The organism is Candidatus Pelagibacter sp. HIMB1506, assembly GCF_052047935.1.
Classification (GTDB): Bacteria; Pseudomonadota; Alphaproteobacteria; order Pelagibacterales; family Pelagibacteraceae; genus Pelagibacter.
The window spans coordinates 978,985-997,856 of record NZ_JBNAIS010000001.1 but is presented as its reverse complement, the minus strand read 5'-3'; the positions used below and the strand labels follow the sequence as shown (position 1 = coordinate 997,856).

Here is an 18,872-nt window from a genome sequence, read left to right as displayed (position 1 = left end):
TTAATCTCTTGATGGCATAATACCAGTTCTTTGGCCATCTATAGTATTTTCTGTATCAGTTGCTGCATCATTATAATCAGAAACATTTAAAGCAATTGTTGCAACTGAACCAGTTGATGGATTGGGTGATCCATTCATTTGAACATTAAAGAAATCTGTTGCAGCATCTGCATAATAACTTCCAGCAGCTGAAGTAAAGTTAGCTGGATTAAAACCAGCATCACCTGATTTAGTGGTTGTTGCGGTTGTACCGTTTGAATTATTTATACTAAAAATTCCATTATTTGTTCCCCACATTGATGTAGATGCTGATCCACTAGAATAATCTGTTGTAAAAGAATAGCTAAAATCTACATCAGCGTTACCATCTAAAGATAACGTTCCTGAGTATGTGTTGTTAATCGTTTGAGACGCAAAGTTAACTGTTGTTACACCACTAAAAGTCCCAGAACCAGTTCCTTTAGTTGCTGCCATATTAATATTGTTACCTGTATAAGTATAAGTTCCTGAAGTAATTCCTTGAAAATCTCCGTAATTAGTTTGTCCTAAATTGGTACCACCATAACGTAATATATATGCTAGACCGTCTCCACCTTCAGCGTTTGCCATCACAATTTGGTTTTCTGCTGACTCGTTTTCAAATTCAGCTTGACCTTCTTCGCCAATGATATCTACAACATCAACACCTAGTACTTCTGCAATTTGATCAAAAGTTAATCCACCATCACTTAAATTTAAGGCAGTAGTTACTATTTCACCTATTATTTCATTTCCACTTATTTGTTGATCATCAAACAAACCTTCTTTAATTGCACTCTCTACATCTTGAACATCAAGATTTGCTTTAACATCTAAAAAATTTTGGAATTGTTGTAATTGCTCTTGTGTAATTTCCACTGGAGGAGTTGGAATTTGGTTTAATGATAATTGGGTAAATGAAAAAGGAGTATCTAATAATACACTTCCAAGTTCATTTGCAACTTCTACCGCTCCTGGTCGTAATCCTAAGGTATTGTCTTCTCCAGGACCAATTAGTAATACTTGTGCATTATCTTCTTCATCTATAATTGTTTGAAACTCTGTACCTCTTGCACCTATTGTTCCTGCTGCAGTCTTAACTTCTAATTTTTCAGGGTTCTTTTGATTAATCAATCCACTTAAAACTTTTACACTTCCTTCATTAAGGGTAGCTAAAAAACTGCCGTCTAATGTACTTGTATCAAAAACAAATTCATCTATTGTTATTGATGTTTTTTCTCCGATTGTAAGAACCGTCTCGTCTAAAAAGATTATTTGAGATTTAGATTTTCCATCAGAAATAATTTCATCTCCAAAGAAAATTTTATCTCCGGCTTTTAAAATTTCTCCTTTTTGATTGGTAATTTTTCCAATTGATAATGTAATTGCACCTACAATTTTCTCATCAGCAACTGAATGACTGATAAAAAATAGGGTTAAAATTAGAGCTAATATTTTCTTCAAAACATCATCCTTTTTGTTAATCCAAATTTAATTATTTCCTTATCATAGTCGTAGTTAAGGATATTTGAGCTCGACTCTATATCAGAATAAGAAAGATTGTAAAAAACATTCTTTATATACATATTCTTTATTACATCTTCTAAATTTCCAGAAAGTGTAACACTATTTGTTACAATCTCATCATCTCTGACCGTATCGCTTTTTACGAAAGTGTCAGATTTATCATATTTATTTGAGTTGTTTGAATGAGAAATTGTATAATTTAGAAATCCAATTTTTCCTGAATTTGAAATAGTATAAAAATTATTTTCATATCCATAAGAGTCTAGCTTAGCGTTATACTGATTTATACCTAATTTAAATTTTATATTATTGGTATTGCTCAAAAAATATTCATAACCCGTTGCAAGTCCATAATAAGTATTATTTTTATTATTTGCAGAACTAAAAGTAGTATCTGTTCTATAATCTGTAATACCCATATTTGAAGATACTAACAGATTTTGATTTGGTTTAGTTAGATATCTATTTTCAAGAGTAACATTATAAATTACATTTTCAGCATCATTAACAAAATTATTGTTATTCATTGAAAAGAAAGCGGACGTATAATTTTTATTGAATTGTTTATTGTAATTAACAAACAAAGAATCTAGATCATTTTCTTTATTCTTATCTCTATTCTGTCTTGTTACATTTTTACCTAAACTTAAACTTAAATTTGAAGTATCAGATAGTTTTTTAAAAGCTCCTGTTCTTATAAAGATGTCACTATAAGAATCTTCGTAAATAGTATCAGCAGCGTAATTACTTAAACTATCACTGATATATAATGTTTTTGAATTTGAAACAGTATTAACATTGTTTTCTTCTGCAAGATTAACACCAAAGTCTACATATCTAATCCAGTCGTTTTCATTCCTTGGTTTTTTTTGATTTTCTAAAGTTTGAGTTAGTGAGTTAAGTTGCTCTCTGATATCAGCTGTTAATTTTTCACTCTGTTTTATTTCATCAATAATTGCTTTTGTTCTTTCTTTAGAGTCTATTTTTAAAGATATTGACAACAAATATAATTTTAAATCTAAATTTTCAGAGTATAGATCTGATAGTCTTTCTAAAGTTGCAATAACAGTTTTATAATTTCCTAAACTTTCTTGTTCTTTTGCAAATCTCAAATTTAATTCAAGATCAGTTGGATTGTTAAGAATTTCAGAATATTTTATTCCTTTAGAATTATCATTTGATATCTGTAAATTTTCTTTCTCAGATTTATTTTCTGAAACAATTAACTCATTTATTTTACTTACAATATAACTTGGAACATTTTCAAATTCCTTTAACTCATTTAATAACTTTTTTAACTCTGTCTCATTTAAAGTTTTTTCATAAAGATAAAATAGTTTTATTTTGATCTCTAAATTTTTTGGGTAAACTTTTTTTAAAACTTCGAGCGCATAAATTGCCTCATTAACTTTGTTATCTTTTTCTTGATCAACAAATAAAAATGCTTGTTCAAGATCTTCTGGTTTATTTAAAACTTCACTTAAAACCAAATTTGCATGAGCCTTAGTGATTGAAATAAATATAAAAATAAGAAAGATTGGTAATTTCATAGTAGCTTTTAAAAATTAGAAATCATTAGAGAGGTAGTGCGATTACGTCAATTCTTATATTTAGTAATTATAAATTTACCTAATCTCTTCCATTACTTGAGGTGCCTGATATTTGATTAGTTGTTCCATCAGTGTCTTTTGTTTGAACAGTGACAGTAGTTGAAACTGAGTCTGCAAAAGATTTTCCAGACAAGTTTTCAAAATTTGACTCTACAGTTACAAAATAATTTGCACTTGCACTATCGTCATATCCTGTAGAAGGTAATGTTTTACTTATGTCTCCAGTTATAGAATTATTTATATCAGTAATGTTGCTGCTACTATCTACTTGAAATGAAGATGCGGGTGTAACATTTCCTGAAGATCTTGAGTTATATGTGATATCTTTATCAATAGTAAAATCTCTAGCTGAGGCACTTCCTATTTGCACGTCAGTAGCAACAATGCCTTGATTAATAGTTCTTGTGCTATAATTTATAGTATGAGTAGGAGTAAAAGATCCTGCAGTGTCTCCTGGGTTATCAACTGCTGTTGCTGCATTACCACCTGCAGTATCCACATAAAGCGTTGTACTTGTTCCAGTAAAGGTTTCTGTGCCACTTGTTTTAGTATTTAAGTCTGAGTAAGTAGTAGTACCTATTTTGTAGCTTTCAGTGTTTAATACAAGAGGATCATTAATTTTTATTTCATTTCCATAAGCTAAATCTAAATATCCTCTTAATGATAATTCAAAACTAGGTAGAACCTCTTCCTCTTTATTTTCAACTTCTGAATTTCTATCAAGTTTTATTTCTTCTTCAGGAAGTTCTTTTTCTTCTACTTTGCTTTCTGAAATTATTTCGTTTGCACCAATTTCTATTACTTCGGTTTTTATTTCAGCAAGAGCAACTTGTTGAAAAGCTTCATCTACTTCTGAATAAATCTCATTTAATTGACTATCAATTTGTGTATACAGTTCATTTATTTCTTCCTCAGAAGCTCCAGCTTGTATAGCTTGATCTACTCTAGAATATAATAAATTTGCTTCCTGATCTGCTTTTTGTGCCAATTCTTCAGCTCTCTTTTCTGCTTCATAAATTTCTGGAAATTGTTGTGCAAATTGTTGTTCATATTGTTGATCTACTTCTTGCCAAGCAATATCTGCCTGATCTTCTTCGACAAAAGTCACGCTTCCATCCAATTGAAATATTGGAACCAATCCTTCATCACCAGCATTTATCCAATTTTGAGAGTATTTATTTGTATCAAATATAAAACTTTCTTTTGTTTGATTAAATTCCTCATTCGTAAATACATCTAATTTAAAATCATTTCCAAATTGACCCTCTATTGATGCCAAACCAAAAGCCTCTATAGATTGATTTGCTTCAAACATTACATTATCCATTTCAAAAATTATTTGATCTAATTCCTCTGGTGAAGCTCCAGACTGTAGTGCTGTTTCAAATCTTTGATTAAGAGCATCCATTTGAGGATCAATTTGTTGTTCATAAAATTGACCTTTTTCTAAATTAATTGCTATTCCATCTTGACCTTTTAAAATAATTTGTTCAGGTATAAAATTTTCAATTAAATTATTTCCATCTCCAGGAAAATTTGCAAACTGTGGTTTAAAATCTATATCTCCCATTTCTAAAAATACTACATCGCCAGTTTGATCATTAAAGACAGGAACTTTAATGTCATTAAATCCTGCATTAAATTGATTAAATTCTGTTGGAACAAAATCTACATCTTCTATTCTTGCAGAAATAAGCATTGCTTTTTCAATTTCATTTTGCAATTCGTTTGCAAAGAATGCATCTGCCTCAGGTGAATTTATATCTATACCATCTGGTAATTCATTTTTTACGTCATCAGGTATCAATGCTCTTGGTATAACTTCTCCACTGTTTAAAAATGATTTTCCAAGTAGTTGAGCAGTGATACCTCCATCATCTTTAGAAAGTGCAGTCACCAAAGTATCTAAGACAAGATCACCTAATTCTTCATCTTCACCAAAAATTTCTGCTTGGATTAACTCTTTAATATCCTCACCTTGTTCTTCTGTTTGAGCTAGCAAAGTTTCTTCTGTCTCCTCATTTTCTGTTACTTCAATTTCTGGCTCTATCTCAAGCTCTTGAAATTTTTTTAACTCATTTTGTGATACGATAACAGGTTGTCTTGGAGCAGTATTTTGATTAACTTCTGTAAATAAATAAGGTTTGTCTAGAAGAACTGTTCCCGCTGCATTTGAAACTTCTACAGCTCCAGGTCTAAGTCCAAGCGAATTTTTTGGTCCTGGACCAATAAGTAATATTTTGCTTTTAGTTGTAATTGGATCAACTGCCGCTTTAAATTCAGTACCTCTAGTTCCTATTGTTCCGGCAGGAGTTTCAACAACTAAATTTTCCGGATTTTTTTCACTTATTTTTCCAGTAAGAATTTTTACACTTCCAGATTTTATAGTAGATAATAATTTTCCATCAGCACTTTCAGGATCAAAAATAAATTCATCAATTGTCAATTCTGTACTAGATCCCACAGTCATAACTGTTTGGTCTATAAATAATATCTGAGATTTGCCTCCATCTTCAGTATTGATTGTGTCACCAAAATATACTGGATCACCAACATTCAGTTTTTTCCCATCTTGGTTGAAGGCATTTCCAACCACAAAACCAATAATTCCAATTTCTTTAGCAAAAGAATTAGAAATGTTTAGTAAAATTAATAAAATTAAAGAATAGATTATTTTCATTGGAATTTTCTTATATGTGTTTTTCATTTAAAATAAACTCTTTTTGATAAACTAAAAATTAATGTTTCTTTTTCATAATCATTTTGTAGCCAGTTACTATTATTATTAGTTTCAGACCAAGAGATACTGTAAGTAAATGTATTAAGGAAATTTTGAAGTTTATCAGACGCTTTTAACAGTTTAATTGAATTAGAAATTTGCCCTAGTCCACCATTTAATGAAATAGAGTAATTTTCAACATCATCGTTTCTGACAATTGATGGATGCACAAATGTGTCTACTTGATTATATTCTTTATCAGTTTTTGTATAACTTAAGCCCAAATTACCAATTGGTAAGTTTTTTGAGTAAGAAACTGTGACAGAGTCATCAGTAAGACCGTTATAATCTGCAATTGCCTCAGTTTCATTAAATGCATATTTTAATGTTAAAGATTGTTGCTGGCTAAAAATATATTGGTATCCAATATTAAATCCTTTTTTAAAAGTATTAGTCTCTCTTTTTGTTGAGTTTGAAGGATTTTGATTACCTCTACTATCTGATAAAATTAAACCAGACAATATTTTATGGTTATCAATTAAATTATAGGAATTGTTTAAATTGAAACTTCTTGAAATAGAATCAGCAGTTCTCCTAGAGTTTGTGTCTGTTAATGAAAGTGATGCACTAAATGTATTTTTGTTTGAAAAATTACTATAACTTGTTGAAAAACTATTTGTATCATTTTCATCAGATGTAGCTCTATTTTGTTCTGAACTTGAAGTACCCAAAGAAAGATTTAGATTTGAGTTATCATTTATTTGATAAACTGCCCCCAACATTGAATTAATAGTTTCAATATTATCACCTTCAGTACCTGTCATGTTAACAATTGTTCCAGAAGAATATTTAGTTTTAGTATTTGAAATACTTCCAACGTTAGAATGCAATGCTGTTTTCCAACCAAAGTCCTGATAAAAAGTCCAATTTGATTTAGAAACTTTTGTTGATTTTTCTCTATCTTTTTCGGCTTCGTTTACAATATCTCTTGCTTGTTGTCTTGCTTCTGTTTTGTTTTCATTAATTTTCTTTTTATTAATATCATCAAACACCTGTGCTACTCTTTTTTTAGTTTTTTCATCAATTTCATTCGATTGTCTTATTTCAGTCACTAACCTGAGTACTTTCTCTGTACTATCTGTCTTAACTGCAATTGATAATAGATATAATTTTAGATCTATGTTTTCAGGATATAAAGCAGTCAATCTCTCAAGAGTAGCAATTACATTTTTATATTCACCAAGATCTTCCTGTTCTTTTGCATATCTAAGATTTAGTTTAAGATCAGTTGGTTGTTTTAATATTTCTGTATAAGTAACTTCAGCTTTAGCAATCGTGTTAATTGTAAGAAGCAAAAACAAATATATAAATCTAATCATTTTTTTTTCCTGAAATAACCATGCAAGTTATATCGTCTCTAAGTGGTTTTTTTGAATTTGTTAGTAGCGTGCTTAATTTGTCTATTATTTCTTGAGGCTTAAATAAACCATAATTTTTAAGGTTTTTTTCAAGCCCTTTAACTTGTAATTCTTCACCGTTTTCTAAATACCCCTCAGTAACTCCATCAGTATAAATCATTAAATTTTTTTCTTTTATATTAATTGTAGAGGTTAGAAAAAAGCTGTCCTCTTCCATTTTCATTATCCCAAGAGGCGGCAATGTAGATTTTAAATAGTCAAATTTATAATTATTATCAAAAATCATTATAGGTTCGTGGCCAAGGTTAATATATTCTACTAAGTTACTTTCAATATTTAGTTTTCCAATTACAGCAGTAATAAACATTCCTTGATATGAAGAGTCTGCTACTTGATTATTTATAAATTTTGCTATTGTTGAAACTGGCTTTTCTAGTCTTGCCATAGACCTAAACACAGCTGCAGCATTTGCCATTAAAATTCCAGCTTTTACTCCCTTTCCAGAAACATCCGCTAGAGTAAAATATAGTTCATTATTATTTATTTGAATGTAGTCGTAATAATCACCCGAGACATCTCTTGCAGGTATATTTTTTGCATACAAAACTTCATTATCCTTAAAATCAACTGGAAATAATTTTTTTTGAACTTCACCAGCAATCTCCCTTTCTTTTTTAAGAACAATTTGTTTTTTTTCGTTTTCAATTGCGATTTCGTTTTCTTGAAGATATCTAAAATAAAGTGTTATTAAAAACAACAAAGCAGAACTTAAAATTGTATAAAAAATATCTACGAAATAATTAAATTGATAAGAAACTAAACTAAGTAATATTAAACCAAAAACTAAACCAATATAAAAAACAATACTTAATTTTGGATTTATTTTTTTTGGAATAATTAAAACTAAAATTAAAGATAATAATAAAATTATATTTTCAACAATTTCAGTAGTTAAATTTCTTATAATGAAGTCATTGTTAATAATATTTTCAATAGCATGGGCATGAGTCTCGACTCCAGGAATTACCTTGCCACTCGGTATTTTTACGAAGTCAAAAATTCCTTGAGCTGAACTACCTATTAAAATAATTTTATCTTTAACAATATTTTTACTAATTTTGTCATTTAATATATCTACTGCAGATAAATATTTTTCTTTATCAAATTTTTTATAATTTATATACACTATTGAATTAGGGTCAGTATTAATTTTATATTTTCTGGTTTTAATTTCCTCAATTCCACTTTCAGATGATTTTACTAAAATACTTTTATTGTCATGAAGTAGTCTCAGTGTTTCCAAACTTAAAGCTGGCCAAATATCACCATCAATTTTTAATAAAATTGGTAGAGATCTTAAAACTCCATCTTGATTATCCAGATAAGAAATATTTCCAATTCCTTTAGCTGAATTATTTATTTCTTCTAATGAAGTAATTTTGTTTCTAAAATTGTATAAAAATTTAGAAGCATCTCCACCTCTAGAAATTAAATTTGTTTTCGGTTTTGAACTATTCATCTTATCAAAAACTGAAACATCACCCAACACTGGCAAAACTACATTGGAATTGTTAATAGCATCTGAAAGCAACTGGTCAGAATCTAAAATATTTTCATTAGATATGTTGAATTGTTTTAAGATTTTTTTTGGATTTTGTTTATCTTCTTCACTAAAAAAAATATCGAAAGAAATTACTGATGCTTCCAAATTCTCTAATTTGTCAATAAGGTCAGCAAAAACGTCTCTTCTCCAAGGAAATTGACCTATTTCACCTATACTTTTCTCGTCAATATCAACGATTAAGACATCATTAAACTCGCTATTTTCCTCAAAAATAGACTGATAAATATCATATGAGATATTCTCTATTCGTTTAACAAAATTACTGTCCTGGATTTTAATTAGCACTAACAGCGCTAGAAAAATAAGCCCAAGGTATTTTTTTAAATTTTTCACAAATTTTTAATTTTTTTGTTTTTCAAATTCAGTAAGTGCATCTTCAAAACCTTGTAATGAAGATTTAATTAAAAATGGCTTTTCTCTAAATCCATCAACTAAAATTTCAAAGTAGATTGATTTTGTCATTGCTTCTTTAATCTGTTTAAAAAGACTCTCTATCGCAGGATCGGTAGTATCATTTGAAATTGATATTATACATCCAACAACTTCACATTTTATGAAAGGTAAATTAACTGCAGTCCCTTTATGAAATTTGATCGAAGCAGGTCTTTGAACATTAACACCTAGTGGAGTAATTATATTAATTAATTCTTTTAACTCATTTTTATTATTTAAAAATTCTGAATACACTACCGTAAATTGTAGATTTAAATTTTTAACTTGTAAAAATTGTACAATTTCACATTTTTGTTCTTTATTTTCATTAACACATCTTAATGTCCAATCTCTAAATTGTTTTGTAGTAACAGTTGGTACTTTTTCTTCACTTTGTTCTGCATGAGTAAAATTTAAATTAAATACAAATATAAATATAAAAGTTACTAATAATCTCATATTTTTAATCTCTACTTATTATAACCATAAAGCATTCTTTAAAGCTTCATTGGTTGTATTAATATTTTTCTTATTATTTTTATTTTGAATCAATAAAATATCTCTATTCATTTGAGGTTTATTAATTCTAGTAAATAAAAGTTTATGATCAATTGCTACACTTTCAGGAATTATCGCAACTCCTAAGCCACTTTTAATACAAGAAGCAGCCGTTGTATCGCTATCAGTAAAAACAATATCTCTATCACTATTTTCTTGCTTTCTTTTTTTAATATTTTTTTGGATTTCTTTAAAGTCTGGGGAGGAACCTTTATTCTTTAAATAATCATAGTAAAAAAATTCACAAGTATTTCTAAAGATATAATTCTTTTCTTTTCGAACCATATCAATACTTACTTCTTTAATATCTTGAAATTGGTGCCCCTTATAAAAGGCAACACAAAACGGATCTTCATATAAATTGATCGTATCAATATTATCATTTGAAAATTTGATACAACTTATTGCAAAATCAATTTTATTTTTTTCAACTAGATTAATCATTTCAAAACTATCACTCTCAATAATTTTTATTCTTACTTTAGGATTATTTTTTTTAATCAACCAAAGTATATTTTGTTTATGGGAATAGGTAAGGGTGCTTGGAATACCAAAAACAATTTGATCATTATTTCTATTTTCATCATCAAATTCTATTGATTTTATATTTTCTATAACTTTATCATTGAACGCTAAAATCGATTTTGCATTCATATAAAAAATTTCACCTTCTTTAGTTAGAGTGACTCCTTTTTTAGTTCTGATAAATAATTTTTTTCCCAAACTATTTTCAATAATTTGTACGGATCTTGTAATTGAAGGTTGAGCAACATTTAAACTCGAACTTGCAGATAAAATACTCCCCGTATCTGCTACTGTTATAAAATACTTTAAAAACTTAGGGTTTAAGAACTCTTGATTACTCATAATCGCATTTATAGAATTTTTTTATATTTAATCAAATTGTATATATAACTAATATTATATACCATAAGTTGCATCAAAATAACTTTATTGGATTAGTGCAAGTCAAAAATTAAATGTTGTTAGAATTAAATGAAAAATTTCTTTTTTTGAAAAAGTTTATTTGCTGTTTATTTTTGATATTTATTTTTTCATTTAACGGCAAAAGTTTAGCTAACACTATAAATGAAAATACCGACACTGTAGAAAATAATAATCTTGATTTAGATGGCGATATAAAAGCAAGCACAACTTACAATATTACAAATAATGCTGTTTATACTCTTAACGGAGAAATACTTAGTAACGGCTATGATTTGACAAAACAAGGGAATGGAACTTTAATTTTAAACGCAAATAGTTCAAATTTTGGTAATGTTATTTCTAATACTTTCACCATAGAAGGTGGTTTGGTTGGAATTGGAAACAATGGATCGTTTGGAAGCGCAAACAACACAATTAGTTTAGAGGGTGGAGGAATATCATCCTCAAACACATCATCTCGTTCGATTAGTAATGATATAAACATAACATCATCAACAACTATTGGTGATGCAACAAATAATGGTGCCTTAACTTTGTCAGGCGATGTTTCAATTTCTGGAGGCAAACATACTGTTACATCAAATAGTAATAATACTTTATCTGGAGCTGTAAATCTTGGAGGTCAGAATATAACATTTGATACTTCAAGTGGAGTTACTTCAACTATATCTGGAGTAGTTAGTAATGGTAATGTAGTTAAATCTGGAAGTGGTACTTTAAAGTTAACTGGAACAAACACTCAATCTCAAACAGTTTTAAATGGAGGAATATTAGAGGTTGCAACAGATAGAGGTTTAGGAAGTGAACCTGGTAGTTTAGTCTCTGATAATATTAGAATTGTTGATGCAACTTTAAAATTTTCTAACACAGGTACAATTACTCTACATGCTAATAGAGGTATTACTTTAGCAAATAATAATGCAACGATTGAAGTAACTAATTCAGGTGCTAGGGTAAATTATAATGGTGATATATCTGGTAATTACAATTTAACAAAAACTGGATCAGGTATTTTAGCTTTAGGTGCTGCTAATACTCATGATTTATCAGGAGATGTAACAGTAAGTGCTGGTCAAATGATGTTTGTCAGTGGAACTTCAGATGCATATTCCTTTGATGTTATAGTTGCAAATGGAGCTAATGCGTCTGTAAATAATGATGCTTTTGCTTCAGGAAATTCAATTACTGTTCAAAGTGGAGGTTCTTTAAATTTTTATCCAGGGACAGATTCTGGAAGAACCTTTAGCATGGACATAAGTTTAGCAGGTTCTGGGAATAATAATTTTAACAGTGGTACAGCAGCAACATTAACATCTAGTTATGATAGAAATACTACTTTGACTGGAACAGTAACTTTAACTGCGGACTCGAATGTATTGCACAAACCTAATTTAAATTCAGATGCAAGTAATAAGTTTATATTTGGTAATTCAAATGGGTCTGCTACTATTGCAATTAATTTAGGTAGCAACACCTTCACATTGCTTGCTGAAGGAACTAACGCTAGAGAATATCAGTTTTTAGATCTTGTTAATGGAACTGGAACTTTAGATGTTGATAGATATACAACAGCAGACTTTACAAGTGGAGAAGGAGGTTTTGCAGACACAGTAAATTTAGATGTTCAGGGAACTCTAAATATGGGCTCAAGTGACACTATAGCTTCACTTACAGGTACTTCTACAGGTTCAATAGATCTACAAAATACAACTCTAACAATAGACCAAGATACCAATACTACTTATGCCGGGGTAATTACAGATAGCACAGGAACAAGTTCTATTGTTAAGTCAGGAACAGGAACATTAACTTTAAGCGGAACAAACTCTTACAGCGGTAATACTACCCTTAATGCTGGAAACTTAAGTATTTCAGCAGATAACAATCTTGGGTCTGCACCAAGTTCTGCTGATACCGATAATATAATTTTTAATGGCGGTGGTTTAATAATAACCTCAGGAGTTACATTTGACTCTAATAGAGGGGTTACAATGACAGGTGCTGGAACAATAAATACAGCATCGTCAACAACATCAAATATTCAAGGTGTTATCACTGGCTCAGGTGCTTTAACTAAATCAGGTGATGGAACTTTAACCTTAAGTGCAACAAATACTAATACTGGAGATATTACAATTTCAGCTGGAACATTAGACGTTCAAGGCCAGTTAGAAAGTGGAAATTATGATGGTGCAATTGCAAATTCAGGAACTTTTACAATAAACTCATCATCTAACCAAACTTTAGCAGGTGTGATTTCAGGAACAGGTGCTTTAAATAAATCAGGTAGTGGAACTTTAACTCTTTCAGGTACAAATACTTATTCTGGTTCAACAACTATTACAAATGGAACTATTAGTGTTTCAAGTTCAGCTAATTTAGGAGCAACTCCTGGCAGCGCAGATGGAGATAACATAATTTTTAATGGTGGAACTTTAAGTGCTACAAATGATTTTACTTTAGGTGCTAATAAAGGAATTACGTTAACTGGTAATGGTACAATTGAAGTAACATCATCCAATACAATGACCTTTGATGGTATCATTACAGATTCTGGTAATTTAACTAAATCTGGAAGTGGTACTTTAGTCTTGGGTGGAGCTAATCAAAATGATGGAACAATTACAGTAAATGCAGGTATTCTAGAAATATCTGATCAGTATTCTTTAGGGTCATCAAGTGGAGGAACAGTTGTTGCAGATGGTGCAAGTTTAAAAATAACTGATGCAATTACGATTACTAATGAGAGCTTAACATTAAATGGAAATGGTGTAAGTAATGGTGGTGCTTTACAAGCTGCAAATACTTCTGGAACAATAACATTATCAGGGAGTGCTACTACTCTTGGTTCTGATACTACAATAAATATTGATGACGGAAATTTAACATTTGGTGGTCGTTTAACAGCAGGAGCCAACAATTATGATTTAACTATTACAGGTGGTGATGGAACAATTAGACCATCAGGTGGTTTAGTGTTGAATTCTGGAACTTTGACAATGTCAGCGACTGGTACATTTTTTGCAGAGAACAGCAGTACTTATTCTGGAGGTACTACAGTGACTGCTGGTGCCATTCAGTATGGAAATAATGATGCTTTTGGTACAGGCGCTATAACAATGACTGGAGGTAAATTTTATACATCAGATGCAAGTGATTTTACAATTGATGAGAATTTAAATTTACAGGGTTCAATAACTTTAGGAAATAGTGGAGATAGCAATACAATTACTTTTTCAGGAACCAATACTCTAACTGGAAATACTACCGCCAGTATTGATAGCGCTGTATCAATGGCAGCAATTGATGATGGATCTAACACTTATAATTTAATTAAATCTGGAAGTGGAACTTTAACTTTAACTGGATCAAATGGTTACGACGGTACTACTACCATCAGTGCTGGAACTTTAACTGTAACAGGAACTCTTGATAACAACACAGCAGTAGCAGTTTCAAGTGGTGCAATTTATGATGTTGATTCAAGTGATACCATTGCATCTGTGAGTGGTGCTGGAAATATCGAAATAGCAAGTTCTCAAACATTAACTGCTGGAGATAGTAATGATAAAACTTTGTCAGGTGTAATATCAGGTTCTGGAGGTTTAACTAAAGCGGGATCAGGAACTCAAACTTTAAGTGGTGCAAATACCTACTCTGGAGCTACGACTATTAATGCAGGAACCTTATCTGTAACTGGGTCATTGTCTGACAGCACTGGAGTAACAATTGCCTCTGGTGCAATTTATGATGTGGATGCAAGTGATACAGTTGCTTCAATTGGTGGAGCCGGAAATATTGAAATTGCTGGCTCACAAACTTTAATTTTTGGTGATGGAAATAATAAAACTTTATCTGGTGTAATATCAGGCTCTGGTGGATTAACAAAAGCTGGCTCTGGAACTCAAACTCTAAGTGGTAACAACACATTTTCAGGTTTAACAACTATTGATGCAGGAACATTGACTGTTTCAGGAACTTTATCAGATAGTACAGCAGTAACAGTTGCATCAGGTGCCACTTATGATGTTGACGCAAGTGATACCATCGCATCCGTAAGTGGAGCAGGAAATATTGAAATAGCAAGTTCTCAAACATTAACTGCTGGAGATAGTAATGATAAAACTTTATCTGGAGTAATTTCGGGATCTGGTGGATTAACTAAAGCTGGCTCTAGTACTTATACTTTAAGCGGAACAAATACTTATACAGGTAACACAAATATTAATTCAGGAACTTTAACTGTTTCAGGTACTTTATCTGATAGCACTTCAGTAAGTGTTGCTTCTGGTGCAGTATATGACGTAGATGCAAGTGATACGGTTGCTTCAATAGAAGGAGCTGGAAATATTGAAATAGCAAGTTCACAAGTTCTAACTGCTGGTGACACAAACAATAAAACTGTTTCTGGTGTAATATCAGGATCTGGTGGATTAACAAAAGCTGGTTCTGGAACTCTTACTTTAAGTGGAACAAATACTTATTCAGGAAATACAACTATTTCAGCGGGTACAATTGATATAAGCGGACAATTAAACAGTGGATCGTACGCTGGTAACATATCAAATTCTGGTACACTAACTTTTAGTTCTTCAAATAATCAAACTTTATCCGGAACATTATCTGGTTCAGGAGATTTAAATAAATCTGGTTCAGGTGATTTAACTTTAACAGGAACAAATACTTTCACCGGAGATACAACATTAACTGCAGGCACTCTATATGTTGGAACAGCAAGTGATGGATCAAATACCATTATTCCAAGAGATATTAGTGTAGAAGGAGGTACATTAAGTGGAGGTGGTGTTATAGGGCGTAATGTTACATTCTCATCTACTGCAGGTACTTTAGCACCTGGAAATAGCATAGGCACTCTTACTATAACTGGTAACTTAACGTTATCTGCAGACGATACTACAAACATAGAATTTAATTCAACAACAGCAGACAAGATTGTAATTAACGGAAATACAGTGCTTGCAGGAACTATTTCTTTATATCCTGAAGATACCACTTACTCAGACGTAACACATACAATTGTAGATGCTTCTGGCGGTGGAACATTTAATGGAACTTTTTCAACAGAGACAATGAATAATGAGAGTAATCTTAATGATGCTACTTGGGATATTGTTTATGATACTTCGGCAAAAACTGTTTCTTTACAAATTGCTGAAGCAGCTAGCACATGTAACATAAACTGCACAACAACAGTTTCATCATCAAAAGATATTGCAAAAGTATTTGACAATGCAACTACTGGAACATTAAAAGAGGTTAAAGATGTTTTAGATAGCGCAACAGTTTCTTCTGTTAATACTGAATTAGATAAATTAAAAGGTACTGTAATTGCAACATCATCTATTCAATCAAATACTAATCATAATTATTTTAATAGAGCTGTTGCAAATACTACGTCTCTTTCAAACACAACCTTTGTAACAAATTTTACTTCAACAGCTAATGATCTCACTTTAGCATCATTACAAGACCAAGGTTTGTATGGAGATAAAAAAAGATACAGTGAATACTATGATTATAGCGATGTATCGGTTTTAGGTTTTATAAAAAATAATAAAAATAAATCATTTTTTGAAAGGTTCGAGTCAGATGATAGTGCTTCATTTTTAAGAACTTTTGGAACAAATACTAAAAGAGATAATATTGGTGAAGGTTATACGGGATATAATTCTGATACGACAGGAATATTATTTGGAGAACAATTTAAAAAAGACGATATAAATTTTGATGGTTATTCAATTGGAATTTCAAAAACTGATACAACTTATAATGATAGTTATGGAGATGCTGAAATTTATTCAATGCATGCCTCAATGTTTAAGCAAATTGATGATGAAGATTATGCGTTTAATTTGTTAGGTAGCGCTTTTGTATCTAAGACTAACAGTAATAGAAATGTATCTGTATTTGGAACTTCTATAGATGATAAATATAAATCTGATTTTTATGATGTTGGTTTTAATTTAGAAGCTCAGCACATAGCAAAGTATGATTTTGATGGTTATAAAATATCTCCATCTGCCAAAATAAACTATAGTTATATTTTCAAGGGAGATACAAAAGAAACAGGTGGTGATTTAGCATTAACAGTTGATAATGAAGATCTTTTTATCGTCAAACCTGAGGTTGGAATTTCAGTATCAAAAAACTTTTCTGAAAAAGATAATAAATTAAGTCTGTTGGAATTAGCAGCTTTTGTATCTAGAGACTACTTTATCGAAGGATCAGAAAATAAAGCAAGATTTGCATCTGGCTCTACTTTTAACCACGATTTACCAAGAGACAAAGAAGACTACTACTCTTTAGGGGTAGGGTATAATTTTCTTAATAAAGAGAACAACACAAGCCTAATGGCTAATGCATTTTTGTTAGAAAATACAAAAGAAGATATCAGCTCTAATATTTTTTCAATTACATTTAGAAAATTCTTTGGTGAATTTGCAAAAGGTAGAATACCAAGCGTGATTGCAAAAAAAGATATCCCAGTAAAATCTGATCAGGATCAAAATGATAATGAGGAACAAACTAAAGTAGTTTTAAAGAAAGATCCTCCTATGAAATCTGATAAAGATTTAGAACAGAGTAATGAAGTTATATCGAGCGATAATGAAATAGGAAAGGATGAAACTATCATAGCAACTTTTCCAGATCAAAATTTAAACAATGATATTAAAAAAGACGTTAAAGAAAAAATTAAAAATTTTGAGAAAAAAATTGAAATAGTTTTAAAAGAAAATCCAACAAAAGAGGAAGTTGAGGAAATTTATATCAGTTTAAACAATGAAATGAAAAATTCATCTAAAAGAGATCTAACTTTAGATGACGTTTATAATAATTTGTTTGCAAATTGTTATGTGGTAGAAAAAAATCTAACAAGATTAATTAATTATTATGATAAATTACAATTATACCAAATATTGGATAAATGTTCTCAGTTAAAAGATCCAAAAATACATTTAATTGCAAATAGGTTACATGATATTCAAATGGACGAAAGATCTGCTATTGAGATTTTATATTCAAGATATCTTAAAATTTTAAGTTACATTCCAATAGTAACTTTCATAGCATTAATCATTCTATTTTATGAAATTATTAGAAGATTTATTACTTATAGATATAATTCAAGAATTATAAGTTAAGAAAAATTATTGATAGTGTTTTCAATATCTTCTTTTTTGATCATCATTAGATCTAATTTTGTTTTGTTTTCTTTTTTATTCAATCTAACTGATTGAATTTGAATGCAATTTTCAAAAAATCTTCTTAAATCCCTTGCATTAGAATATCGGTCGCCAGTTATTTCAATAATTTTATTACAGGAGTTTTTAATTGAAGTACTTGCATCATTAGCAATCATATACTTATTATCTCGACAAAGTTTATAAAAAATTTGGTATAATTCTAAGTCATTATAATTTTCAAAAATAATATTTCTTTTAAACCTTGATACCAGACCTGCATTAGAGGAAATAAATTCTTTCATATTAGTCTCATAGCCAGCTACTATAACTATTAACCTGTCCCTATAATCTTCCATATATTTAAGCAATTCATCAATTGCTTCTTGACCATTATCGTTGGGATCGTTTTTGTTTGATAAAGTGTAAGCTTCATCAATGAATAATACATTATCTATTGCTTGATTAAATTTTTCCGCAGCTCTTTCAGCTGTTTTTCCTTTTTCTGCTACCACTAAATCACTTCTAGTTACTTCAATTAGTTTCCCACCTGAAATGATTCCTAAATCTCGATAAATATTAGCTAAAAGTCTAGCTACTGTGGTTTTTCCAGTTCCTGGATTTCCTGAAAAAATTAAATGATAGGTAAGTGGCATTGCATCTCCAAGACCTTGTTCTTTTCTTTCTTTAGAATTTTGAAGAAAAGCCAATAAATTTTTTACTTCTTCTTTTACTTTTTTTAATCCTGGTAACTTATTTATTTCATTTAGATTTTTTTCTAGATCTTCATTCATTGATTTCTATTGAATTATAGTT

9 protein-coding genes are annotated in these 18,872 nt (G+C 30.1%); 1 reads left to right on the top strand and 8 read right to left on the bottom strand.

The window, feature by feature from the left end:
* The 7 genes from ACTTA8_RS05350 to ACTTA8_RS05320 all read right to left on the bottom strand — a co-directional run bounded on the left by ACTTA8_RS05350 (position 1) and on the right by ACTTA8_RS05320 (position 10,773).
* Entirely contained in the window at positions 1-1,482 is a 1,482-nt protein-coding gene (locus tag ACTTA8_RS05350; protein WP_440654756.1) for a FecR domain-containing protein, read from the bottom strand.
* A complete protein-coding gene (locus tag ACTTA8_RS05345) occupies positions 1,479-3,095 on the bottom strand; it encodes a hypothetical protein (RefSeq protein WP_440654755.1) in 1,617 nt (538 codons plus the stop codon). Before ACTTA8_RS05345 ends, ACTTA8_RS05350 begins: the two co-directional genes overlap by 4 nt.
* Positions 3,096-3,174: 79 nt before the next feature.
* A complete protein-coding gene (locus ACTTA8_RS05340) occupies positions 3,175-5,862 on the bottom strand; it encodes a FecR family protein (RefSeq protein ID WP_440654753.1) in 2,688 nt (895 codons plus the stop codon).
* Positions 5,859-7,253, bottom strand: a complete 1,395-nt coding sequence (locus ACTTA8_RS05335) for a tetratricopeptide repeat protein (RefSeq protein WP_440654752.1) — start codon at positions 7,251-7,253, stop codon at positions 5,859-5,861. The genes ACTTA8_RS05340 and ACTTA8_RS05335 overlap by 4 nt, the downstream gene beginning before the upstream one ends.
* Complete coding sequence (locus tag ACTTA8_RS05330) at positions 7,246-9,201, bottom strand: CHASE2 domain-containing protein (protein ID WP_440654751.1); 1,956 nt, start codon at positions 9,199-9,201, stop codon at positions 7,246-7,248. Before ACTTA8_RS05330 ends, ACTTA8_RS05335 begins: the two co-directional genes overlap by 8 nt.
* Positions 9,202-9,255: 54 nt before the next feature.
* Positions 9,256-9,807, bottom strand: a complete 552-nt coding sequence (locus tag ACTTA8_RS05325) for an invasion associated locus B family protein (protein ID WP_440654749.1) — start codon at positions 9,805-9,807, stop codon at positions 9,256-9,258.
* Between the two features lie 18 nt (positions 9,808-9,825).
* Positions 9,826-10,773 (bottom strand): LysR family transcriptional regulator, encoded by a 948-nt coding sequence (locus ACTTA8_RS05320; RefSeq protein ID WP_440654748.1) that lies wholly within the window; start codon positions 10,771-10,773, stop codon positions 9,826-9,828.
* A 113-nt stretch (positions 10,774-10,886) separates the two neighbouring features.
* Between ACTTA8_RS05320 and ACTTA8_RS05315 the strand changes: the two genes are divergently transcribed.
* Positions 10,887-18,017, top strand: coding sequence for an autotransporter-associated beta strand repeat-containing protein (locus tag ACTTA8_RS05315; RefSeq protein ID WP_440654746.1), 7,131 nt, complete (start codon positions 10,887-10,889; stop codon positions 18,015-18,017).
* On the opposite strand, the gene ACTTA8_RS05310 is transcribed toward ACTTA8_RS05315, so the two are convergent.
* The gene (locus tag ACTTA8_RS05310) at positions 18,014-18,850 is read right to left on the bottom strand and encodes an AAA family ATPase (protein WP_440654744.1); all 837 of its coding nucleotides are present in this window, start codon (positions 18,848-18,850) and stop codon (positions 18,014-18,016) included. The genes ACTTA8_RS05315 and ACTTA8_RS05310 overlap by 4 nt on opposite strands.
* Positions 18,851-18,872: the final 22 nt, after the last annotated feature.

Bases quoted from the DNA above. Each gene is read 5' to 3' on its own strand.
- ACTTA8_RS05345 (WP_440654755.1), bottom strand. From the start codon at position 3,095: ATGAAATTACCAATCTTTCTTATTTTTATATTTATTTCAATCACTAAG.
- ACTTA8_RS05340 (WP_440654753.1), bottom strand. From the start codon at position 5,862: ATGAAAAACACATATAAGAAAATTCCAATGAAAATAATCTATTCTTTA.
- ACTTA8_RS05335 (WP_440654752.1), bottom strand. From the start codon at position 7,253: ATGATTAGATTTATATATTTGTTTTTGCTTCTTACAATTAACACGATT.
- ACTTA8_RS05325 (WP_440654749.1), bottom strand. From the start codon at position 9,807: ATGAGATTATTAGTAACTTTTATATTTATATTTGTATTTAATTTAAAT.
- ACTTA8_RS05320 (WP_440654748.1), bottom strand. From the start codon at position 10,773: ATGAGTAATCAAGAGTTCTTAAACCCTAAGTTTTTAAAGTATTTTATA.
- ACTTA8_RS05315 (WP_440654746.1), top strand. From the start codon at position 10,887: ATGTTGTTAGAATTAAATGAAAAATTTCTTTTTTTGAAAAAGTTTATT.
- ACTTA8_RS05310 (WP_440654744.1), bottom strand. From the start codon at position 18,850: ATGAATGAAGATCTAGAAAAAAATCTAAATGAAATAAATAAGTTACCA.